This window comes from Nonomuraea sp. NPDC048892 (genome assembly GCF_040649735.1).
Classification (GTDB): domain Bacteria; phylum Actinomycetota; class Actinomycetes; order Streptosporangiales; family Streptosporangiaceae; genus Nonomuraea; species Nonomuraea maheshkhaliensis.
The window spans coordinates 272,134-293,620 of record NZ_JBEZFZ010000006.1; the positions used below are offsets into that span (position 1 = coordinate 272,134).

General features: G+C 71.1%; 24 protein-coding genes. 15 read left to right on the forward strand and 9 right to left on the reverse strand.

Annotation, left to right across the window (positions count from 1 at the left end):
• Positions 1 to 87: 87 nt before the first annotated feature.
• Positions 88 to 1,275, forward strand: coding sequence for a CoA transferase (locus tag AB0C28_RS22310; protein WP_357846045.1), 1,188 nt, complete (start codon positions 88 to 90; stop codon positions 1,273 to 1,275).
• A gap of 18 nt (positions 1,276 to 1,293) precedes the next feature.
• Positions 1,294 to 2,724 carry an SLC13 family permease gene (locus tag AB0C28_RS22315; protein ID WP_358076861.1) on the forward strand — a complete coding sequence of 477 codons (1,431 nt, stop codon included), beginning with the start codon at positions 1,294 to 1,296 and terminating at the stop codon, positions 2,722 to 2,724.
• 13 nt (positions 2,725 to 2,737) lie between these two features.
• Here AB0C28_RS22315 and AB0C28_RS22320 read toward each other — a convergent pair whose 3' ends face one another.
• A complete protein-coding gene (locus AB0C28_RS22320) occupies positions 2,738 to 3,109 on the reverse strand; it encodes a DoxX family protein (RefSeq protein WP_358076864.1) in 372 nt (123 codons plus the stop codon).
• Between the two features lie 161 nt (positions 3,110 to 3,270).
• Here AB0C28_RS22320 and AB0C28_RS22325 point away from each other — a divergent pair, with 161 nt between their 5' ends.
• Positions 3,271 to 3,969 carry a TetR family transcriptional regulator gene (locus AB0C28_RS22325; protein ID WP_358076867.1) on the forward strand — a complete coding sequence of 233 codons (699 nt, stop codon included), beginning with the start codon at positions 3,271 to 3,273 and terminating at the stop codon, positions 3,967 to 3,969.
• A gap of 3 nt (positions 3,970 to 3,972) precedes the next feature.
• Here the strand turns inward: AB0C28_RS22325 and AB0C28_RS22330 are convergent, their stop codons facing one another.
• Complete coding sequence (locus AB0C28_RS22330) at positions 3,973 to 4,551, reverse strand: NUDIX domain-containing protein (protein WP_357846054.1); 579 nt, start codon at positions 4,549 to 4,551, stop codon at positions 3,973 to 3,975.
• 177 nt (positions 4,552 to 4,728) lie between these two features.
• Here AB0C28_RS22330 and AB0C28_RS22335 point away from each other — a divergent pair, with 177 nt between their 5' ends.
• On the forward strand, positions 4,729 to 5,319 hold the full coding sequence (locus tag AB0C28_RS22335; RefSeq protein ID WP_358076870.1) for an RICIN domain-containing protein: 591 nt from the start codon (positions 4,729 to 4,731) through the stop codon (positions 5,317 to 5,319).
• A 37-nt stretch (positions 5,320 to 5,356) separates the two neighbouring features.
• On the opposite strand, the gene AB0C28_RS22340 is transcribed toward AB0C28_RS22335, so the two are convergent.
• A complete protein-coding gene (locus AB0C28_RS22340) occupies positions 5,357 to 6,628 on the reverse strand; it encodes a GPP34 family phosphoprotein (protein WP_358076873.1) in 1,272 nt (423 codons plus the stop codon).
• 101 nt (positions 6,629 to 6,729) lie between these two features.
• On the opposite strand from AB0C28_RS22340, the gene AB0C28_RS22345 reads away from it, so the two are divergent.
• From AB0C28_RS22345 to AB0C28_RS22355, 3 genes are read left to right on the forward strand one after another with little or no spacing between them, the layout of a single operon-like run.
• A complete protein-coding gene (locus AB0C28_RS22345) occupies positions 6,730 to 7,509 on the forward strand; it encodes a glucosamine-6-phosphate deaminase (RefSeq protein WP_358076876.1) in 780 nt (259 codons plus the stop codon).
• Entirely contained in the window at positions 7,506 to 8,669 is a 1,164-nt protein-coding gene (locus AB0C28_RS22350) for an amidohydrolase family protein (RefSeq protein WP_358076879.1), read from the forward strand. Before AB0C28_RS22345 ends, AB0C28_RS22350 begins: the two co-directional genes overlap by 4 nt.
• Before the next feature lie 25 nt (positions 8,670 to 8,694).
• The gene (locus tag AB0C28_RS22355; RefSeq protein ID WP_357846064.1) at positions 8,695 to 10,185 is read left to right on the forward strand and encodes an altronate dehydratase family protein; all 1,491 of its coding nucleotides are present in this window, start codon (positions 8,695 to 8,697) and stop codon (positions 10,183 to 10,185) included.
• 41 nt (positions 10,186 to 10,226) lie between these two features.
• On the opposite strand, the gene AB0C28_RS22360 is transcribed toward AB0C28_RS22355, so the two are convergent.
• Both AB0C28_RS22360 and AB0C28_RS22365 read right to left on the reverse strand, forming a co-directional pair.
• Positions 10,227 to 11,216 carry a LacI family DNA-binding transcriptional regulator gene (locus AB0C28_RS22360; RefSeq protein ID WP_357846066.1) on the reverse strand — a complete coding sequence of 330 codons (990 nt, stop codon included), beginning with the start codon at positions 11,214 to 11,216 and terminating at the stop codon, positions 10,227 to 10,229.
• Positions 11,217 to 11,309: 93 nt separating this feature from the next.
• Positions 11,310 to 11,915, reverse strand: coding sequence for a GDSL-type esterase/lipase family protein (locus AB0C28_RS22365; protein ID WP_358076882.1), 606 nt, complete (start codon positions 11,913 to 11,915; stop codon positions 11,310 to 11,312).
• 104 nt (positions 11,916 to 12,019) lie between these two features.
• Between AB0C28_RS22365 and AB0C28_RS22370 the strand changes: the two genes are divergently transcribed.
• The 7 genes from AB0C28_RS22370 to AB0C28_RS22400 all read left to right on the forward strand — a co-directional run bounded on the left by AB0C28_RS22370 (position 12,020) and on the right by AB0C28_RS22400 (position 18,087).
• Complete coding sequence (locus AB0C28_RS22370) at positions 12,020 to 13,297, forward strand: Gfo/Idh/MocA family oxidoreductase (protein WP_358076885.1); 1,278 nt, start codon at positions 12,020 to 12,022, stop codon at positions 13,295 to 13,297.
• On the forward strand, positions 13,294 to 14,550 hold the full coding sequence (locus AB0C28_RS22375) for a mannitol dehydrogenase family protein (RefSeq protein ID WP_358076888.1): 1,257 nt from the start codon (positions 13,294 to 13,296) through the stop codon (positions 14,548 to 14,550). The genes AB0C28_RS22370 and AB0C28_RS22375 overlap by 4 nt, the downstream gene beginning before the upstream one ends.
• 161 nt (positions 14,551 to 14,711) lie before the next feature.
• Positions 14,712 to 15,092: a hypothetical protein gene (locus AB0C28_RS22380; protein ID WP_358076891.1), complete on the forward strand. Its 381-nt coding sequence runs from the start codon at positions 14,712 to 14,714 to the stop codon at positions 15,090 to 15,092.
• Positions 15,043 to 15,342: an oligopeptide/dipeptide ABC transporter ATP-binding protein gene (locus AB0C28_RS22385; RefSeq protein ID WP_358077383.1), complete on the forward strand. Its 300-nt coding sequence runs from the start codon at positions 15,043 to 15,045 to the stop codon at positions 15,340 to 15,342. The genes AB0C28_RS22380 and AB0C28_RS22385 overlap by 50 nt, the downstream gene beginning before the upstream one ends.
• Complete coding sequence (locus AB0C28_RS22390) at positions 15,342 to 16,328, forward strand: ABC transporter ATP-binding protein (protein WP_358076894.1); 987 nt, start codon at positions 15,342 to 15,344, stop codon at positions 16,326 to 16,328. Before AB0C28_RS22385 ends, AB0C28_RS22390 begins: the two co-directional genes overlap by 1 nt.
• Positions 16,329 to 16,410: 82 nt before the next feature.
• Positions 16,411 to 17,436, forward strand: coding sequence for a WYL domain-containing protein (locus AB0C28_RS22395; protein WP_358076897.1), 1,026 nt, complete (start codon positions 16,411 to 16,413; stop codon positions 17,434 to 17,436).
• Positions 17,437 to 17,538: 102 nt separating this feature from the next.
• Complete coding sequence (locus AB0C28_RS22400) at positions 17,539 to 18,087, forward strand: VOC family protein (protein WP_357846081.1); 549 nt, start codon at positions 17,539 to 17,541, stop codon at positions 18,085 to 18,087.
• 41 nt (positions 18,088 to 18,128) lie between these two features.
• Here AB0C28_RS22400 and AB0C28_RS22405 read toward each other — a convergent pair whose 3' ends face one another.
• On the reverse strand, positions 18,129 to 18,908 hold the full coding sequence (locus AB0C28_RS22405) for an alpha/beta hydrolase (RefSeq protein ID WP_358076900.1): 780 nt from the start codon (positions 18,906 to 18,908) through the stop codon (positions 18,129 to 18,131).
• Positions 18,909 to 18,965: 57 nt separating this feature from the next.
• Between AB0C28_RS22405 and AB0C28_RS22410 the strand changes: the two genes are divergently transcribed.
• Positions 18,966 to 19,457, forward strand: coding sequence for a MarR family winged helix-turn-helix transcriptional regulator (locus AB0C28_RS22410; RefSeq protein ID WP_358076903.1), 492 nt, complete (start codon positions 18,966 to 18,968; stop codon positions 19,455 to 19,457).
• Between the two features lie 43 nt (positions 19,458 to 19,500).
• Here the strand turns inward: AB0C28_RS22410 and AB0C28_RS22415 are convergent, their stop codons facing one another.
• The 3 genes from AB0C28_RS22415 to AB0C28_RS22425 all read right to left on the reverse strand — a co-directional run bounded on the left by AB0C28_RS22415 (position 19,501) and on the right by AB0C28_RS22425 (position 21,396).
• Complete coding sequence (locus AB0C28_RS22415; protein ID WP_358076906.1) at positions 19,501 to 19,998, reverse strand: hypothetical protein; 498 nt, start codon at positions 19,996 to 19,998, stop codon at positions 19,501 to 19,503.
• 223 nt (positions 19,999 to 20,221) lie between these two features.
• Positions 20,222 to 20,860 carry a hypothetical protein gene (locus AB0C28_RS22420; RefSeq protein WP_358076909.1) on the reverse strand — a complete coding sequence of 213 codons (639 nt, stop codon included), beginning with the start codon at positions 20,858 to 20,860 and terminating at the stop codon, positions 20,222 to 20,224.
• The gene (locus tag AB0C28_RS22425) at positions 20,857 to 21,396 is read right to left on the reverse strand and encodes a hypothetical protein (protein ID WP_358076912.1); all 540 of its coding nucleotides are present in this window, start codon (positions 21,394 to 21,396) and stop codon (positions 20,857 to 20,859) included. Before AB0C28_RS22425 ends, AB0C28_RS22420 begins: the two co-directional genes overlap by 4 nt.
• Between the last annotated feature and the right edge of the window lie 91 nt (positions 21,397 to 21,487).

Sequence of the window (21,487 nt, forward strand, 5' to 3'; positions counted from 1 at the left end):
TTTCACCTGTGAACTGCTTCCACGTCTTCCCGTCGCCGCGACGGGGCGCGATCGTGGCTGCGAAAGCCGAGGTGAAAGGAATACCAAGTGGCTGACCGCCCCCTCAGCGGAGTGCGTGTCCTGGACGTGTCGACGATCCTGGCCGGGCCGCTCGCGTCCGCGCTGCTCGGCGAGTTCGGCGCCGAAGTGATCAAGGTCGAGCATCCCGGCACGGGCGATCCGGCCCGCCACTACCCGCCGCTGGAGGACGGCGAGTCGGCCGCCTGGTCGATGATCGGCCGGGGCAAGCGCAGCGTCACGATCGACCTGCACCACGCCGAGGCGGCCGCGCTGGTCGGCCGGCTGGCCGCGGCCGTGGACATCGTGGTGACCAACTTCCGCCCGGCGACGCTGCGCCGGTTCCGGATCGACTTCGACGACCTGCGCGCGTACCGGCCCGACCTGGTGATGATCCAGGTCAGCGCGTTCGGCAGGACCGGCCCGTACGCCGACCGGCCCGGCTTCGCCCGCGTCGCGGAGGCGTTCGCCGGCCTGACCCACCGCACAGGAACCCCCGACGGGCCGCCCGTCTTCGCCGGCTATCCCGTGGCCGACGGCGTCACCGGCATCTACGCCGCGTTCGCCGCCATGCTCGCGCTGCGCCAGCGCGACCTCACCGGGCAGGCCCAGCTCGCCGACATCCCCCTGTACGAGCCGCTGCTACGGATGATGGAGGACTTCGTCGTCGAGTACGGCGCCACCGGCGAGCCCCGCGAACGCCAGGGCAACCGCAACCCACACATCAGCCCCAACGACCTCTACCGCACCCTCGACGGCCGCTGGCTGGCCCTGCCCGCCTCGACCGAGCAGATGTGGCGCCGGCTGGTCACCGTCATGGACGCCGACGACCTCGCCGTGCACGACTCCATGACCGCCCGGCTGGAACACCGCGAGGAGATCGAGGCCAGGGTCGCCGCCTTCGTCGCCGCCCACGACCTCGAACCCCTGATGTCCCTGCTCACCGAGGCCGGAGTGGCCGCCGGGCCGGTCAACTCCGCCGCCGACATCTGCGCCGACCCGCACATCCGCGCCCGCGGCTCGATCGTCGAGGTGCCGGACGCCAGAACGGGCCGCCCACGGCTCATGCAGGCCCCGGCCGGGCGTTTCTCCGGGTTCGACACCACGATCGGCGGCCCCGCGCCCGCCCTGGGCGAGCACACCGACGACGTTCTCCGCGACCTCGCCGGGCTGGCCGAGCCGGAGATCCATGACCTGCGCCACCGAGGAGTGGTCTGACCCGAAAGAGGCGTGCCCATGACCATGGCCACCCTGTCCATCATCGTGCTGGCCGCCCTGCTCGCGGCGACCCTGATCCCCGGCTTCGATCTCGGCCTCGGTGCCCTGGCGGCGGCATTCCTGCTCGGGCTGGCCGCCGGCGTCCCGACGAACGACGTGACCGGCTTCTTCCCTGCCGACTTCTTCGTGCTCATCGTCGGGGTGACCGCCCTGTTCGCCGTCGCGCAGCTCAACGGGACCCTCGACTGGTTACTGGACGTCCTGCTGCGGGCGGCCGGCGGCCGGCTCGTGCTGATCGCGCTGGCCCCGTTCGCCATCGGCGCCGTGCTCACCGCGGCCGGCACCCTGCCCGCCGCCGCGACCGCCATCGTCTCCCCCATCGCCCTCGGCTTCGCCGCCCGCTACCGGATCTCGCCGATGCTCGCCGCCGTCCTGGGCGTCACCGGCATCATCAGCGGGCTGCTGTCGCCGCTGGCCGTGTACGGGGTCACCGCGCGCTCGCTGAGCGGCAAGCTGGGCATCGACCTGCCCGGGTCGGCGCCGGTGACGTTCCTGGCCGGGGGGCTGGTGGCGGGGCTGGTCGTGTGTGCGGGCTGCCTGGTGGTCGGCCGGTTCACCGGCGGCATCCCCCGGGGCCGCGCCTCCGTCCCGGCCACGCCGCTCGGGTCCAGCACCACCGACCCGGCCGGCCCCGCGTCCGGCACCGCCGACCTTGACCCCGCGCCCAGCGCCACTTCCGGCGACGCGGCTTCCAGTGGCGGGGCTTCCAGTGGCGGGGCCTCCAGTGGCGGGGCTTCCGGCGGCGGGGCTTCCGGCACCGCGACCGTGACAGTCGCACCCACGGCGGCGGCGACGCACAGTTCGGGTTCCGGGACGCGGGCCTTCACGCTGGCGTGCATGGCCGCCGTCGTCGCCCTGTCCGTCGGCTTCGACATGAACGTCGGCTATCTCGGCCTCACCGCCGCCCTGGTGCTGCAGCTCGCCTTCCGGCTGCCGCTCGGCGCGATCGTCTCCAGGATCCCGTGGAACGTGGTCCTGCTGATCGGCGGCCTGCTCACGTACGTGGGCCTGATGCAGCACCTGGGCGCGTTCAAGCAGATCAGCGAGCTGCTCGGGGTGGCCGGCTCGCCGCTGCTCAGCCTGCTGGTGCTGTGCTACGTCGCCGGGATCACATCCTTCGCCGCCAGCTCCATCGCGGTGTTCGCGACCGTCATGCCCCTGCTGCCGCCGCTGGTGGCCGCCGGAGTCTCCCCGGTCGGCGGGGTGCTCGCGGTGGCCCTGGCCTCGGTGCTGGTCGACCTCAACCCGCTCGGCATCACCGGCGGCCTCATCCTGGGCGCCGCCGAGCCCTCGGCCCGAGCCCGCCTGTTCCGCCAGCTCCTGGTGTACGGGCTGATCTCGATCGTCGTCGCCCCCGTCCTGGCCTGGGCCGCCTTCGGCTGGTGGTGATTCGCCGGGGACGTCAGAAGGCGTAAGGGCCGAACCGCCCCCAGGCGACGAACGCCGTGAGCAGGAACAGGACCGCGTTGACGGCGATCCCGGACGGCTCCTTGCGGCGGACGTGGACCACCGCGGCCAGCACCATCGTCAGCGCCAGGCCGGCCGCGGCCAGCGGGGTCAACACGGGGGCGATGCCGGTGACGGCGGGCAGGATCAGCCCGAGCCCGCCCGCCACCTCGGCGACGCCGATGAAGCGGATGGTGCCGGCGGAGAAGTCGTCCACCCACGGCAGCCTCGGGGCCAGCTTCTCCTTGGGCTGCGTGGCCTTCATCACGCCTGCCATGAAGAACATGGCGCCGAGAGCGACCTGCACGATCCACAGGGCGATGTTCATGGGGGATCTCCTTGACGGTCGGGGGTGCGGTGGGCAGCTCGGCCAGGCGAAAGACGGCGCTCGGCGTCGTCCCGGGGAAAAGTGGAACGGCCTACCCGTTTTCATCATGCCACGTTCGGCGAGGAAATGGGTAGACCGTTCCACTTGGCTAGACTGGAATCATGAGCCGCAGCGCGGACCCCGACCCGCCCGACGACCAGCAGTCCGAAGCAGGGCTGCGCGCCGACGCAGAACGCAACCGTGTACGCATCCTGGCCGCGGCCCGCCGCCTGTTCGCCGGCCAAGGACTCGGCGTCTCGATGGCCTGCGTGGCCCGCGAGGCGGGCGTCGGCAAGGCCACCCTGTCGCGCCGCTTCGCCAGCCGCGAAGAGCTCATCAACGCCGTCTTCGCCGACCGCATGGACGCCTACGCCGCCGCCACCGCCCGGGCCCTCGCCGATCCCGACCCGTGGCGCGGCTTCACCGGCTTCATCGAGACCGTGTGCGCCATGCAGGCCGCCGACCGGGGCTTCGCCGACGTGCTGGCCAGGTCTTTCCCGTCCGCCAAGGCCCTGGAAGCCCGGCGCGCGGAGGCGTACGAAGGGTTCCTGGAGATCATCGCCCGCGCCCAGGCCGGCGGCCACCTCCGCGACGACTTCACCGCCGAGGACCTCGTCATCCTGCTGATGGCCAACGCGGGCGTCGTCGCCGCCACCGCCGAAGCCGCCCCTGACGCGTGGCGCCGCCTGGTCGGCCAGATGCTCCGCGCCTATGCCACCCCCGGCACCCCGCTCCCGCCCCTGACACCACCCCCCAGCGGGACCGCGGTCTACCGCGCCATGCTCCGCATCTCCCGCCCCGCCCCGGGCTCGGGTACTTAGCAATCAGCCGAGTGCCTTGACGAGCTTCCTGGTGAACCGGTGCATGTGCGGATCGAGCCGTTCGATGGGCTCGGCGAGGACCTCCCGCGGCGACAGCCACCTGATGCCGGCGAACTCGCCCTCGTCGTAGGAGGTGATGGGGTCGGTTTCGATGACGAACCAGAGCGACACGTCGGTGTGGGAGCGCGCACCGCGCGTCCGCGTCGCGGTGACGAAGAACGGCCGCTTCCCGGCCGACTCGGTGGGGCGGGCCGCCACGCCCAGCTCCTCCCGGCACTCGCGTTCGACGGTCTCCCAGGTGTCCTCGCCGGGCTCGACGTGCCCGCCGCTCGGCAGCCAGAGCCGCGCCTTGCGGTGATCGACGAGCAGGATCTCCTCGCTCGGGCTGAGGACCACGGTGTAGGCCACGAGGTGCGGATCCGGCACATCGGGCGCGTCGGTCCGGTAGAGCGGCGCCCCACCGGCGATCCAGTCCAGCCCTTCGGCTATGTGGACGGCCTCCAACTCGTCCCACGGGGTGATGCCGGCGAACTGCCACGCCAGCCGCTCCCGCGCGTCCCCGGAGTCGCCTCGCCCGATCACGACCGCACCAGAGGCAGCCCCCAACCTCCCGGCTCCTTCATGACAACCGACCGTACCGCCCACGACCGACAAGAACCGGCGAGCGGGATGGGCCGACTTTGCGAGAAATCACGAAGACCGCGGCACGGCTCGCTTCCTACGTTGGTCCCCATCCAACTCACGACAGGGGGAACGAACGTGGGACGACGATCACTGACCCGAACGCTCATCGCCATGCTCATCGCCGTGACCGGCTGGTCTGCCCTCACTGGCAACGCCTCCGCGAGCACCGGCGCCACGCTCCTCGACGACGTACCACCCGGCACCTACAGGATCACCCTCCCGGCCGACACCACGCAGTGCCTGACCGCGGGCGCCAAATTGATCGACCCTCAGCGCATCTACGTCTACTTCGACCCGTGCCAGCCGGGCGACACCAGGCAGGCGTGGAGCTTCCAGCCGTCCGCCAACCCCGGCTCCCCCGCCGACGCGCGCCGCGTCCAGAGCGTGGTGTTCTTCGGACGGTGCCTGGACGCCGACAACCGGGGCGGCCGCCTCACCGGCGTCATCCACGTCTACGCCTGTAACACCAGCCCCAACCAGGCATGGCAGTTCAAGGGCGGCCTGGGCGCACCCGGTAACGGATGCGTGTGGGTGGCCTACCTGTGCGACGTGCGCATGGTGCGCGTCCCGGCCATCCCGTACTACGACGACCTGCCCGTCCGCCTGATCAAGCCGAGCCTGGAGGACGTCAACTTCGGCCGGGATCAGTTCATCGTCCAGAACTGACGATCGACCCCGCCTGCGCCAGGCAGGAGGACGGCGCCTACTCCCCACCACCTCCCTCGGAAGAGGCGCTGTCGTGGCTTCTGGAGGGGACGCTCATGGAGAGCACCGCGCTGGTGTCCCGCACCTCCTCCGGCAGGGCCGCCACCGCCCCGATCCCCCGGGCGCGGTCGAGTCTCTGGCGCATCGTCATGGTCAGTCCCAGTTCGCCGTTCAGTCCGGCCTCCTCCACGAGGTCCGACAGGAGCAGCAGGTGCCCGTCCATGGGGACCCGTTCCTCGGTGGCGGCCCTGAGCCGGCTGGCCAGCGCGTCGCGTACGCCGGGATCCGGGTGGTGGCGTTCCTCCTGATCGGGGCCGGAGCCGGGGCTGTGGAACAGCACGCCGCCGCCGGTCAGCGCGTCCCGGTGCAGGAGGAGCGCTCTGTCGCCGCGCCGCTTGAGCCACTGGCGCAGGCTGATCGGCTCGCGCCGGGAGTCCGTCGCGGTCCCGCCGCGCTGCCGGGCGGCCGTCTCCAGCTCCGCCAGCAGCTCATCGGCCCAGGCCAGGCCGGTGGGGGTCGCGTCCAGCAGGTGGATCTTGCTCGGCGAGAGGTAACACTCGAAGCCGAACACCCTGATCTTCTTCCGGGGCACGACCCGCAGCCTGCGGCGCAACGCGAGCTCGCCGAGTTCCGCCGCCGCGCACGCGACCGCGCTCTGATGCCGGTCGTGGACGTCCCCGTACCGGTAGGAGAGGAGAAGGAACGCCTCGGGCAGGGACAGGCGCGGCGGAGCCAGGACCGTGCCCTCCGGCACCGGCCGAGCCCCGCCCACGGGGCCGCTGTCCACTGCTGCCCGGTCCTCGCCGGTCGTGGAGCTCTCGTCGCCCTTCCAGAGTTCGCGCAGCGGGCCCCAGGCGTACCATCCGAGCCATCCCGCCGCCAGGAAGGCGAAGCCGGCGGTCAGCAGGTCGCCGTCGAAGAGCGACATCACCCCTTTGACGAACGCGCCCAGCGTCGTCGGGATCAGCAGGAGCAGGACGAGCACCACCACGACGCGCGCCATGAACAGCCCGGCCCCCTTGACGGTCTCCCCCACCTCCACCAGCACCGAGGGCGGCGCCGCGTCCGGCTCGACCGGCCCCGCCCGCGCGGGCCGCACGCTCCTGCCCGCGAAAGCCCGCAAACCCTTCCAGCCGAGGTACGCCGCGGCGGCCCACAGGGCGATCCAGGCGATCAGGCCGTCATCGCCCGGCTGCCAGGCACTCAGCACGATGACTCCGGCGGGGCGCGGCGGCGCCTCGCCCGGCTGGTCCGTAGCAAGCGCTGTCACCGGCGTCTGAGCAGCTTTGCCGTGGAAGAGTGTCAAGCCTTCTTGCAAGTGCTGCATACGTTTGCAGTATGGTGGTGTTCGTCTAGTCCGAGGAGGATCATTTGTCCACCCCACTTTCCCGATTCACGGCGGACAGCCTGCCCGTCGAGGTGTACGCGAGCGAGGCGGACCTGGGCCGCGCCGCGGCCGAGCGCGCCGCCGCGACCATCCGGGACGCGGTGCGACGGCGCGGCGCCGCCCGGGTCGTCATCGCCACCGGAAACTCCCAGTACGCGTTCACCGACGCGCTGCGCGAGCAGGAGATCCCGTGGGGTCGGGTGACGGTCTTCCACATGGACGAGTACGTGGGCATCGCGGCCGACCACCCGGCCTCGTTCCGGCGCTGGATCAGGGAGCGGATCGAGATCCCCTTCGCGCCCACCGACGTCCACTACATCGACGGCAACGCCGCCGACCCGGAGGCCGAGTGCGCACGATACGAGGCCGAGCTGCGTACGCTGCCGCTGGACCTGGTGTGCATGGGCGTCGGTGAGAACGGTCACCTGGCCTTCAACGAGCCGCACCAGGCGCGCTTCGACGACGACCGGTGGGCGCGGGTGATCACGCTGCTCGCGCGCTCGCGCGAGCAGCAGGTCGGCGAGGGGCACTTCGCCACGGTCGAGGACGTGCCCGCCACCGCGATCTCGCTCACCGTGCCGGCGCTGCTGGCGGCCGAGTCGGTCCAGGTGTGCGTCCCCGAGCAGCGCAAGGCGGCGGCCATCGCCGCCACGCTGAACGATCCGATCACGACCGCCTGCCCCGCCACGATCCTGCGCCGCTCGCCGCACGCCACGCTGTTCCTCGACGCCGACTCCGCCAGCAAGATCGACTCTCTGCGGTGATCCTCACCGGCGGACGGGTGCTGCTCCCGGACGGCATCCACGACGACGTGGACGTGGTGATCACCGACGGCCGGATCGCGTCACTGCCGCCGCATACGAGCGACCACGCCGACGGGGTGATCGACTTGGGTGGGCGGTTGGTCACGGCCGGGCTGGTCGATCTGCATGTGCACGGGTTCGCGGGCGCCTGTTTCGACGCGGGCTCCGGGCAGGCCGCCGAGGTGCTGCGCGGGCTGGCGCGGCAGGGGGTCACCAGTGTGCAGGCGTCGCTGGTGTCGGCGTCCGTGGAACGGCTGGCCGAGCTGCTGGCCGCGTTCGCCGCCGTGGACCGTACCGCCGAGGGTGGCGCGGAGCTGCTCGGCCTGCACCTGGAGGGCCCCTTCCTGGCGCCCGCGCAGTGCGGCGCGCACGACCCGGCCGTGCTCCGTCCCCCGACGCTCGCCGACATCGACCTGCTCCTGCGGCACCGCGACGTGCTCAGCATGATCACGCTCGCCCCCGAACTCCCCGGCGCCGTCGAGGCCACCGGTCTCCTCGCCGACGCCGGGGTCGTCGTCGCAGGGCACAGCGACGCCCGCGGCGACGACCTGAGTGCCGCCGTCGAGGCGGGGCTCACGCACATCACGCACCTGTGGAGCGGCCAGTCCGGCACGGTCCGGCGGGGCCCGTGGCGGGTCCCCGGCCTGCTGGAGGAGTCGCTGGCCGCCGATCACCTCACCGCCGAGGTGATCGCCGACGGCCGCCACCTGCCGCCCGCGTTGCTGGAGATCGCCCGCCGCTGCGTGGGCGAACGGCTGTGCGTGGTGTCCGACGGCACGCCGGGCACCGGACTGCCGCGCGGCTCCCGCTACCGGCTCGGCACCGTGACCTGCGAGGTCGGCGACGGTGTCGGACTGGTGGTGGGCGCGGACGCGTTCGGCGGCTCCACCTCGGCGCTGCCGGACATGCTCCGCCACCTGACCGGCGACCTCGGCTGGCCCGTCCCCGAGGCCGTGGCCGCGGCCACCAGCACCCCGGCGCGGGTGCTCGGTCTGACCGGCCGCAAGGGCACGATCGAGGTCGGCGCCGACGCCGACCTCGCCGTCTTCGACGAAGGCTTCCATCCGTGGGCGACCGTACTGCGCGGCAGGTGGCTCGGCCCAGAAGAGATCAGCGCATGAGCATCGGTCCAGAAGGGAGCAGCGCATGAGCAGAGTCATCCGGTTGAGGGAGGGCGACACGGTGGCCGTCGCGCTCGACGGGCTCGCCGCCGGCGACTCCTTCGGGTACGGACTCACCGCGACCCAGGACGTCCCGCCCGGCCACAAGGTCAGCCTCGCGGCGGTCGGACCCGGCGCGGAGGTCACCAAGTACGGCCAGGTCATCGGCCACGCCACCGCCCCCATCGCCCCGGGCGAGCACGTGCACACGCACAACCTGGGCTTCCACGACACCGACCGGACCGAGGTCGTCCCCACGCCGGGGACGGTCGTCCGGCGGGAGCCCGAGACGTTCCAGGGCATCGTGCGCCCCGACGGCCGGGTCGCCACCCGCAACTACGTCGGCATCATCACCTCCGTCAACTGCTCGGCGACCGTCGCCAAGCTCATCGCCGACCAGGCCCGCCGTTCGGGAATGCTGGACTCGGCGCCGGGAGTGGACGGCGTGGTCGCCATCACGCACGGCAGCGGGTGCGGCCTGGCCTCCGACGGCGAGGGGCTGGAGCTGCTGCGCCGTACGCTGTCCGGCTACGCCGCCCACCCCAACTTCGGCGCGCTGCTGGTGCTGGGGCTGGGGTGCGAGGTGAACCAGATCGCCGAGCTCGACCTGCCCACCGGCACCCCGATCGCGACGATGACCATCCAGGAGGCCGGCGGCACGGCGGCGGCCGTGCGGAAGGGCGTCGAGGCCATCCGCGAGCTGCTGCCCTCGCTCGGCGTGTCCCGGACGGAGGTTCCCGCCTCGCACCTGGTGCTCGGGCTCAAGTGCGGCGGCTCCGACGGCTACTCGGGCATCACCGCCAACCCCGCGCTGGGCGTGGCCGCCGACCTGCTGGTCGCGCAGGGCGGCACCGCGATCCTGGCCGAGACCCCGGAGATCTACGGCGCCGAACGGCTGCTGGCGGCCAGGGCGGTGGACGAGAAGGTGGCGCGGGCGCTGCTGGACCGCATCGACTGGTGGCGCGACTACACCGCGCGGCACGGCGGCTCGCTCGACAACAACCCCTCACCGGGCAACAAGGACGGCGGAATCACCACAATCCTGGAGAAGTCGCTCGGCGCGGTGGCCAAGGCCGGCAGCTCGCCGCTGACCGGCGTGCACGGTTTCGCCGAGCCGGTACGGCAGCCGGGCCTGGCCTTCATGGACACCCCCGGCTACGACCCCGTCTCGGTCACCGGCATGGTGGCGGGCGGCGCGAACATCGTCTGCTTCACCACCGGGCGCGGTTCCGTCTACGGGTGCAAACCGGTGCCGAGCCTGAAGCTGGCCACCAACAGCGACGTCTACCGGCGGATGCGGGACGACATGGACCTGGACTGCGGGCCCATCGCGACGGGCGAACGCACGATCGAGGAGACCGGCCGCGCCGTCTACGACCTGATCCTGGCCACCGCGTCCGGGCAGCAGACGGCCAGCGAGCTGCTCGGATTCGGCGACGAGGAGTTCGCGCCGTGGCAGCTCGGCGCCGTCATGTAAGCCAGGCCGGTCCGAGGCCGGCCGTCACGTGACGCAGGCCGTTACCTGGACGGTGCCAGGGTGGTGGAGCCGCGGACGACCAGTCGTGTCTCCAGTTGCACGACCGGCGGCTCCTCCTCCCCCGGATTGTTGATCATGTCGAGCAGCAGATCGACCGCCACCACCCCGGCCTCCGTCCCCGGCACGTGGATCGAGGTCAGCGTCGGATAGGCCATGCCGGACATCGGGCTGTCGTCGATGCCGATCACGCTCAGGTCCTGGCCGACCCGCACCCCGCGCTCGGCCAGGCGGGTCATCAGGCCGAGCGCGATCAGGTCGTCGTAGGCGATGACCGCGGTGACGTCACCGGCGTGCACCAGGTCGGCGGCGCGTACGCCGGCCTGGACCTGCGGCTCGAACGGCCCGTACTCGACCAGTTCGACGCCCTGCGCCTGGCAGGCCGCGACGACCGCCTCGCGCCGCTGCGCGTTGGACCACGAGCGCCGCGGGCCGCTGAGGTAGGCGAGCTTCCTGTGGCCGAGCGCGGTCAGGTGCTCGACCGCCTCGATCATCCCGTCGTCGTTGTCGACCAGCACGTTGGCCGCGCCGGGGACCCGCCGGTTGACGAACACGATCGGCTTGAGCCGGGCCAGCTCGTGCAGCCGGTCGTCACCGGTACGCGGAGAGACCATGATCAGCCCATCCACCCGCTTACGCAGGATCTGCGCCCGCTCGACCTCGTCACTCGGATGCTCGTCGACGTCCGTGATGATCACGGTCTTGCCCTTGAGCCCCGCCCGCGCCTGGATCGCCTTGATGATCGGCGGGAAGAACGGGTTGGCGATGTCGGGCACGATCAGCCCGAAGATGTCGTGATGGCCGGAGATCAGCGAGCGGGCCGTCTGGTTGGGCACGTAACCGAGCTCGCGGGCCGCGCGGCGGACGCGCTCGCGCGTGTGCACGTTGACCTTGTCGGGGTCGGACAACGCCCGCGACACGGTCGACGCGGACAGCCCGGTGGCCTGGGCGACGTCCGCAAGCGTGACTGGCATGAGCCTGACCTCCTGGTTTGCTGCAACGAGGCGACGATATCGCACGGGCGGAGCTGAGGAAGCGTTCTCTTGTTGCAGGTCGGTGCTGCTATTTCAGCTATCGCTTGCAATTGTACGTTCGGGTACGCCGAGCGCGTCGACGAGCGTGCGCGCCATCACCCGGTGCCCCTCGGCGTTGGGATGCACCGGATCTCCGTACCAGCGGGAATCGGCGTCCTGCCAGCGAGCGTGGTGATCGACGAGCGCCGCACCCAGCTCGCCGGCCAGTTCCCTGATCGCCTCGGCATAGGCGGGGATGGCCGCGATCGGCCCGGGCACGGGGGTCTGCAGGGCGACCAGGGACCCCGCCTCCCGTACGCGCTCGATGACCGGCGTCAGCACGGCGCGGAACTCCGCGACGGAGAGGTCCTTGGCGTCGTTCGTACCGACCCCGATCACCGTCACGTCGGGCGCGTGCCGCAGGACCGCCCGGTCGAGGTGCGCTGCCAGGTTGGCACCCCGCCAGCCGCTGACCCCCGTGTTGATCACCGCGTCCAGGAACCGCCCGCACTCGTACCTGACCCGCTCCGAGAACAGCTCGACATAACCGCGCGCCCCGGCCGTCCACCGGGCGGCCTGCACGATGCTGTCGCCCGCGAACACCCAGGTGACGGGCGCCTCCCCCGTCAGCAGGTCGCCGATCGCCGTCAGGTCGTCCATGAAGCCTCCTGCAAGCGTTTGTTGCAATTTCAGTCGCAGTCTCGGCATTATGGCACGGAACCCGACGAGGATCACATGACTGCGTTTGCAGGAGGCTGACAGGTATGAAGCGGTACGTCGTATGCGGGCTGTCCAACAGGGGGCTGGCGAGCTTCGTGCTGCCCCTGCTCGACCACGGCGACACCGTCGCGGGCGTGGTGGACCCCGACCGGGCGAGGGTGGAGGCGTTCAACGACTCGGTGCTGCCCGAGGGGCACGAGCGCCTGCCCTGGTACGCGCCGTCCGAATTCGACCGGATGGTCGACGAACTGGCGCCCGACACGGTGATCGTCGCCTCCCCCGACCACACCCATGCCGGCTACATCCTGGCCGCGCTCGCCCGCGACCTGGACGTCATCTCCGAGAAGCCCATGGTCACCACCGCCGCCGACGCCGTCCGCGTGCTGCGCGCCGAGCGTGACAGCAAGGGGTCGGTGCTGGTCACGCACAACATGCGCTACATCCCGCGGCACCGCCAGATCAAGCGGCTGATCCAGGACGGCCGGCTCGGCCGCATCACCCACGTCGCCCTCGACTACCACGTGGACGTACGGCACGGCGGCAGCTACTTCCAGCGCTGGAACCGGGTGCGCGCGCTGTCCGGCGGCCTGTCGGTGCACAAGGGCTGCCACCACCTCGACCTGGTCTCCTGGTGGATCGGCGCCGCTCCCGAGCAGGTCTTCGCCTACGGCGCGCTCAACTTCTACGGCCCCGACAGCCCGCACCGCCCCCGCGACGCCTCCGGCACGCCGTACACGGGGGCCGACCTGTACGAGCGCGACCCCTACTACCGGGCGCAGGCGGGCAGCGGCGCGTTCGCCTTCGCCGAGCCCGGCGGCGTCCGCACCGGCCTGTACGGCCTGGCCTACGAGCACCAGTACCCCACCGACACCTACCTCTACGACGACGAGATCGACATCGAGGACACCTACTCCGCGCTGGTCCGCTACGACAACGGCGCGAGCCTGGCCTACACCCTCGACTTCTCCTCCCCATGGGAGGGCTACCGCGTGCTGATCAGCGGCACGCACGGCCAGATCGAGTCCCGCCACGGCAGGACCCCGGACGGGACCACGCTGCCGGGCTCCGGCACGTTCACGTTCTCGCCGCTGTTCGGCGAGCAGGAGACGATCGAGGTGATCGTCCGCGAGGGCGGGCACGAGGGCGCGGACCCGCTGCAGCAGAGCGACCTGTTCGGCGCGCCCGCGCCGGAGTCGCTGCGCGACGGCCTGCTCGCCGACGCCCGGCAGGGGGCGCTGGCGGTGGCGACGGGCGAGGCGATCTGGCGCTCGGCCGTGGAGTCGCGCCCGATCGACATCGCCGAACTCCTCGCCGAATCATGATCGTGCACTTCGGGCTCGGCGCCTTCCACCGTGCTCACCAGGCCGTCCACACACAGGAGGCGGGCGACGGCTGGGCGATCTGCGCGGTGGCGCCGCGCTCTCCCGAGGTCGTCCGCGCGCTGCGCGCCCAGGACCATCGCTACACGCTGCTGGTACGCGACGGCGACGACGTCTCCGCGACCGAGATCTCCTCCGTACGGCGGACCCTGCACGCCCCGACCGAGACCGAGCAGGTCATCCGGCAGGTGGCCGACCCCGAGGTCCGGGTGATCACGCTGACGATCACCGAGAAGGCGTACGCCGACACCCGGCCGGGCAGCCCGATCGACCTGCTGGCGGCCGGCCTGACGCGCAGGACCTCGGACGGGGCCGGCCCGGTGGCCGTGGTCAGCTGCGACAACCTGCTCGCCAATGGCCCCCGGCTACGTGTGGCCGTGCTGAACGTCTGCGGGAGCGTGCCGGAGGGGGTGTCGTTCCCGGCCACGGTGGTGGACCGGATGGTGCCCGCCACCACGCCGGAGGACCTGGCGACCGCGGCGAAGCTGACCGGGCGGGAGGACCTGGCGGCCGTGGTGGCCGAGCCGTTCAGCCAGTGGGTGCTCCAGGACGACTTCCCCGGCGGCCGGCCGGCCTGGGAGCGGGCGGGGGCGCGGTTCGTGGCGGACGTGGAGCCGTACGAGCGGGCCAAACTGCGCATTCTCAACGGCGCGCACAGCACGCTCGCCTACACCGGCGCGCTGACCGGCCACGAGCACGTCGCGGACGCGCTCGCCGACCCGGTGCTCGCCCGGCTGGCCGAACGGCTGCTGCACGAGGACGTGCTGCCCGCACTGACCCCGCCCCCCGGTGTGGACCTGCGCGAGTACGGCGCGCAGGTGCTGGACCGGATGCGGAACCGGGCGCTGCGTCACCGATGCGCGCAGATCGCCATGGACGGGTCGCTCAAGGTGCCGATCCGCCTGCTCGGCACGGTGCGCGACCGGCTGGCCGCCGGGGCGATGCCGCGCTGGGCCTGCCTGGCGGTGGCCGCCTGGCTCAGGCACGTCACCGTCGCCACCGACGACGCCGGGCGGCCGGTCGAGGTCAGCGATCCGCGCGCCGGCGACCTGCGGCGGCTGGCGCACGATCCGATGCGGCTGCTCGCCGCGGTGGCGCCCGACCTGGCCGACCACGCGGAGGTCGCCGCCCGCATCCGTGCCGACCTGGCCGATTTCGCGGCGTACGGCGTGCGGGACTACCTCAGCAACGCCTGAACGATAACCATCCTTGCAGCAATCGATCCATGCTGCCCTGAAACTCGGAATGACTGCAAATCAGATGATAGCGTTTGCAGTATTGCGGCAATCGTTTGTTGTCACTAGGTTCGATGTCATCGGCCGTGGCGTGGGGGGCGCCTTCGACGAAGGAGTTGATCATGGAAAGCAGCTCGCGGATCGAATCTCACCTGAGCCGCCGGCAGATCCTGGCGGGCGCGGCGGCACTGACAGCAGGCGCCCTGGCCTGGCCAGGAGCACGTACGGCGAAGGCGGCATCGCTGGTCCTGCCCGACCCGCCCGCGAACGGCATCGCCCGCGGCCAGATCTTCGACAACCAGATCCCCGACAAATCGGTCTACGCCGGGCTGGTGGACTTCGTCTGGGGAGCCTCAACCCTGGCGCAGCCCGCCGGCGCGGTGCCCTCCGGTTACCTGCCCGCCTTCCGCGACTTCGACCGCACCCACACCCTGGCCTGGTACCAGGCCAACCATCCCGACTGGGTGGTCTACCAGGCCGACCGGGTCACGCCGGCGTGGTAGTTCGGCAACACGCTCTACGTCCCGATCGACCCCGCCGCTGCACGGGCCGCTGCGCGAGCTGCGCGGCATCCCCGGCTCGCCCCCCGACCTGCGCGCGCTGCCTGCCGGCTGCGCCTTCCAGCCCCGCTGCCAGAAACGGCAGCCCGAGTGCTCGACCACCCGGCCGGAACTGCCTCTGGCGGCCGAGCACGGCGCCGCCTGCCTCCTGGCGCAGCCGGCCGACCTCCCCGGAAGCAAGGCGGTGCGTTGATGTCATCGACAGAGGCGATCCTTGAGGCGGTCGCCGTGACCAAGCGCATCCCGCCGCACGGCCGCGACCGCGGCCGCGTGGTGCACGCGCTGAACGGGGTCGACCTGACCCTGCGGCGCGGGCGGATCCTGGCGCTGGTGGGCGAGAGCGGCTCCGGCAAGAGCACCCTGGCCCGGCTGCTGGCACTCGGCGACCTCCCCACCGGCGGCGAGATCCGCTTCGCCGGGAAACCGGTCCGGCGCGCGGACCGCCGTACCCACTTCGGCCGGGTCCAGATGGTGCTGCAGGACCCGTTCTCGTCGCTGAACAACCTGCACCGGGTGCGCTACATCCTGTCCAGACCGCTGCGCAACTTCGGCCGCACGCCGGCGGCCGAGCTGGAGCAGCGCATCCTGGACCTGCTGGAACGGGTGAACCTCACCCCGGCCGACGACTTCATCGACAAGTACCCGCACGAGCTGTCCGGCGGCCAGCGCCAGCGCATCGCCATCGCGCGGGCGCTGGCCGCCGAACCGGCCGTCCTGCTCGGCGACGAGCCCGTGTCGATGCTGGACGTCTCGATCCGGCTGGACATCCTCAACCTGCTCGCCGAGCTGCGCCGGCGCGACGGGCTGGCCATGCTCTACATCACCCACGACATCGCCAGCGCCCGCTACTTCGCCGACGAGATCAGCGTCATGTACGCCGGTCACATCGTGGAGACGGGGCCCGTGGAGCAGGTCACCCAGGACCCGAAGCACCCGTACACGAAACTCCTGCTCGCCGCCTCCCCCGACCCCGACCGGCCGGCCGCCTCACCGGGGACGGACGAACCGGACGACCTCGACGAGGAGGACCTGGCGGAACCCCCGAATCTGCTCGCCGAACCTGTCGGCTGCCCCTTCGCCCACCGCTGCCCGCACGCGACCCCGGCCTGCCACACCAAAACCCCGCCGACGCACACGTTCACCCCGGACCACCGGACCCGCTGCTGGCTCTACTCCTGACAGTTTTCAGCTCCGGTCCTGCGGCGGCCCTGCCGGCGGATGCGGACACGAACGGTCCTCGTTCTGCAGCAGGCTGAGGGGTATGCCGGACACCACCGCACGCGCGCTCGCCCTCCTCAACCTGCTGCAGACGCATCGGCACTGGACGGGCCCCGACCTGGCCCGGCGGCTCGGCGTCACTCAGCGCACGGTGCGCCGGGACGTCGAGCGCCTGCGCGATCTCGGCTATCGCATCGAGTCGGCTCCCGGGCTCGCGGGCGGTTACCGGCTCGAACCCGGTGGGGTGGTGCCGCCGCTCCTGCTCACCGACGACGAGGCCGTGGCGATGGCGGCAGGCCTGCGCCTCGCGGCGACGCGGCAGCTCACCGACGGGGCCGACACGACGCTGCGGGCGCTCACCAAGCTCGAACGCGTCCTGCCCGCCGCGCTGCGCGAACGGGTCAACGCCCTCGCCACCGCGGTACGCCCGTCCCGGACGGGACCCCGTACCGGAGCCGGGCCTGGGACCGAAGCCGCATCAAGTGCCCGGCCTGGAGTGTCGCCGACCGTGCTGACCGACCTGGCGCTGGCCTGCCGCGACCACGAGCGCACCCGCTTCACCCATATATCCCCCTCAGCGAGCGGCCCGTCACCACGCCACGTCGAACCCCACCACCTGGCCCCGTCCGAACGGCACTGGTACCTCCTGTGCTGGGACCTCGACCGCGACGACTGGCGCACGTTCCGCATCGACCGGATCTCCGCCGTACACCGCACCGCCGTGTTCTTCGAGCCACGGCCGCTCTCCCAGCGCCAGATCGAGGAGTTCGTGGCCGTCGCGACGTCATGGGGCAGGCAGGCGACCGACGCGACCGCGACGATCCGGATGCCGATCGAGCGGCTCCGGCAGGAGTTCGGCGAGTGGGCCCAGGGCGTCGAGCCGGCGGGCGCCGACACCACGCGCTGGCCGGTGGGCGGCGGCGACGTCCGCGAGACGATGTACGCCCTGTCGTGGATCCCGGCCGGCGTCGAGTACACCGTCGACCTGCCCGGCCCCGCGCGCACGCAACTGCGCGAGACGCTCGCACGAATGCTCCGCGCCCTGGAGACGCCGCCTGACGCCGCCTGACGCCGCCTGACGTCACCCGTCAATCATCCCCCGCAGATGCGGACGGAATATGACCTCGTCTCCTGCGAGCATGCCTGCACCGCTCACGCAGGAAGGATCATCATGACCACATTCCCTCACGCGCCCGCCGGCTCGAACACGGTCAATCCGTTCATCATCACCGACCAGGCCATCGAACTGATCGACTTCCTCATCGACGTGTTCGGCGCGACCGACGTGCCGGCGGCCCGTACGATCGACAAGGACGGCCTCGTCCTGCACGCCGAGCTCCACCTGGGCGACTCGCTGCTGATGCTCGCCGACCGCAAGCCCGACTGGCCGTTCACTCCCGCGCTCACCCGCGTCTACGTGAACGACATCGAGGCCACGCTGGCCCGCGCGGAGGCTCGCGGAGCACGCGTCGTGACCCGACCGACCGACTTCTTCGGCGACAAGCTCGCCCGCTTCCAGGACCGTTCAGGAAACCTCTGGTGGGTGTACCAGCACGACCCCGCGGCGACCGACCAGGACTGGACCACCGCCTCCGACGAACCGGCGGAGTGGTCCCAGGACACCGACGACTGGACCGCCTTCTCCACCCCCGAACTCGACTACATCCACCAAACCCTCATGGACGCGATGCACACACTCCACGACCCGAGAACCCCCTGAGCCCGCAGGCTCCATTAGGCCGTTGGCCACCGGCGCGGTGATCACCGAGCAGACCGCAGAAAATCCAGGAGGATCTCGTTGTAGACGTCCGGACGTTCCATGTTCGGGTAGTGGGCCGCACCGTCGACGGTGATCGTGCGGCCGTCGGCGACGGCGGAGGCGACCCGTTCCGCCATGCCGATGTGGTCGGGCGAGTCGAGAGCCCCGTTGACGGCCAGCACGGGGACCTCGATCTTGGCGACGCGCTCCCAGGTGCCGGTCACCGGGACGAGCAAATCGGGTTCGCCGGCGGTGTGCTTGGCCATGGTCTGCCTGGCCATCCGCCTCAGCCGGCGCACGACGTCGGGATCGCACTCGTCGAGGGTCCGGTACGGGCCGGCCACGAACGCCATGAACCCCTCGACCGACCCCTCCAGATCGCCGGCCGCCATGACCGCGTGCCAGGTGGTCAGGCGCTGGACGGTCCAGGGGTCGGTGAAGTACGGCTCGCCGGTGCCTGCGCCGGTGATGACCACGGCGCTGACCAGCTCGGGATGCTCCAGCGCGGTCTCGACCGCGACGCTCGCGCCCATGGACACACCCACGAGCACGGCCGGGCCCGTACGCAGCCGGCGCAGCAAGGCGGCGAGGTCGTCGGTGAGCCGGTACGGCTCGGTGGCGTTGGCGGAGCGGCCGTGGCCGCGGGCGTCGGGCGCGATGACCCGGTGGCTCCCGGCGAACTCCGCGATCTGCGCGTGCCACATGCCGTGGTCCACGAAGCCGCCGTGCAACAGGACGAGAGGCCGACCGGCGCCGACGTCGAGCCAGAACACATCATTCATGACAACCAAGGTGTCATCTTGGACCAAGAATGACAACTAAGGTGTCATCATGGAACGGTGAGCGGAACAGCCCGGCCCCAGCACCCCGCAGACCTACCCGACCGCCTTGCCGAGGTGTTCGACCTGGTGGGACCGCTGTACCGGCGCGCCCACCGCAAGGTGGAGCAGGACGCGCCCATCGAGGGCCTGCCGGTCGGAGTGCGGGCCGTCCTCGTCCTGCTGCGCGAACACGGCCCCATGACCGTCCCCCAGATGGGCAGGGCGCAGGCGCTGAGCCGCCAGTTCGTCCAGCGCATGATCAACGACGCGGCGGCGCGCCACCTGGTCGAGTCCGTCCCCAACCCGGCGCACAAACGCTCCTCACTCATCCGGCTCACGGAAGAAGGCACAGCCGCCATCACGGCCGTACTCGGCCGCGAACGCGCCGTACTCGCCCAGGCGGGCGAAGGCCTGACCGACGCCGACATCACCGCCTGCATCCGCGTCCTCACCCACCTCCTGCACTTCCTCGACAACCTGCACTTCCTCGACAACGTCGACGTGGACTGACATCCATAGGAGCATCCCGCGCGCGACCGCGTACCGGCTCCCGCTAACCGAAATTCCAGCAATAGAGCAACTGACCCTCGTCCCGGGCACGTCGGGCCAAGTCGCGCAGCTCTGCGACGAGCGCGGAATAGGACTCAGGATCACCGCCTTCCTCCGCCGCCCATCGCTCGCCGAGCTCGACGAGTTCCGCGTCGGTAACGTCCGCGAGCGAGTCACGAACATCCACCGGCAGTTCCTCGATCCCCGGACCCACCAAGTACGGCGAATCCTCCGGAAGGGCGGCCAACTCCTGGTCGGTCTTGGGCGCATTCTCCGGAGGCGGATAAAGCTCAACCGTCGGCACGAGATCCATGCTGTAGGGCACGTTCCTGATCAGCGCGATCAGTTTCGACAGCGAGTCGCACGGATTGAACCACTTGCTCTCCACGGCATCGAAGGCCGGAAAACCAGGGAGGGGTTTCGCCACCACGCGGGAGTGATCCGGTTTCTCCACGGCGACCTGCCTGTTCGCCGCCCGGAAATACTCATAAAAAATGCCCACCGGAATCCTCCGCCTGCTAAATCACTCATCTCTCAGGGTCGCCGAATCCAGGCCATGTCAGCTCGCGCTGAAGTCCGGCACCCGATTCCGCCTCAGCGACCCGGCCGCGCTGAGAGCAGTGCCGGCCATCACCGCGCGTCAGCGTCCCGCGGGATCTACGACGGTGCGCGCGAGGGCACCATCACCTTCGCGCCGACCGCTTCCGAACGCCAAGGCCCGGACCTCACTTCTCCCGGATCCTGTGGGTGGCCCGCAGCTCGATCAGCTTCTCCTTGGCCACCTCGTCCAGGGCCCGGCGCTGGTCAGGGTCCTCCTCCCAGGTGGCCTCCGCGCACAACACCCTGGCCGCCTCGTGCGGCTCGGCGTCGCGCGCCCTGTACCAGACGGTGTCGCCATCGCCGCGCCGCTCGTGATCGCGGCGCAGGATCGTCACGATGCCGGAGACCAGGATCTGCCTGGTCCACGGGTTTCTGGCCAGGACCTGCCGGTCCACGGTCAGCCCTCCGTCCATGAGCTCACCGCCGAGCAGGTCGTCCTCCCACCGCCACACGCGGCGACTGACACCCGGCGGTGCGTACATGGCGCCACGGCCGTCGATGGGCACCGAGAACGTACGGGTGTCGCGGCGGCACAACTCCTTGGCGATGCGCTCGGCGTCGGCGTACTCGCGCAGCCGCTCCTCGTCCAGCTCCTCCCCAGACCGGGATCCGTACCGCCGCTCCTGCTCGGCGTGATAGCGGTCGATCAGCGGATCGCTGTACCGCCCAGAACGCGCGCCGGGCGGGCTGCAGGTGGCCGGCGTGAGCTCCACACCGTCCGCGATGTCCACCCCGCCCGCGCGCAACCACTCATGAACAGTCATACCCCTGCCCTCGGCCTTGCGGCACACCGTGCGTAGCCAGCCGTCGAAGGTGTCCAGGCCCGGATCCACCCCGCAGCGATGTAGGAGAACGGCGCCGCGTCCGCGATCGGATCGAAGACATCCCGGATCGGCCAGAACCTCAGCAGCCACGTCTCCTCGCAATCATCCGTGGCATGCCCGTCGCCCGGCTGGGGCTCACGCAGGTACATGGACACGCCGTACTCGAAATGCGCCGGCCCGATCAGGAAGTCATGCCCCTTGCCATCCATCATCGACAGAATCGCGATCACGCCACTCTTCGCGACGAACGTCGCCGAACTGACCGGCGTCCACGAGTCGTCCGCGGCCCCCGGCTCGGCGTCCCAGGACTCCATCCGTACGGCCGCGATGAAGTGGTACATCTCATCGGTGGGCGAGCCCCACGTCGGCAGATCGGTGCCGTCCAGCCCGAATGTGTTGTACTCGACGTAGACCTCGTCGTCGAGCCTTCGTAACAACTGCGCCATGCCCGTGCCCTCGCCCTTGTCGGTGATCATCCTGGCTTGGCGGAGTATGACCCACCCCACCGACAATCCCACCCGCACCGCACCCGACTTGCTCTTGAACGCTTGAGACCGGTGATCCGAG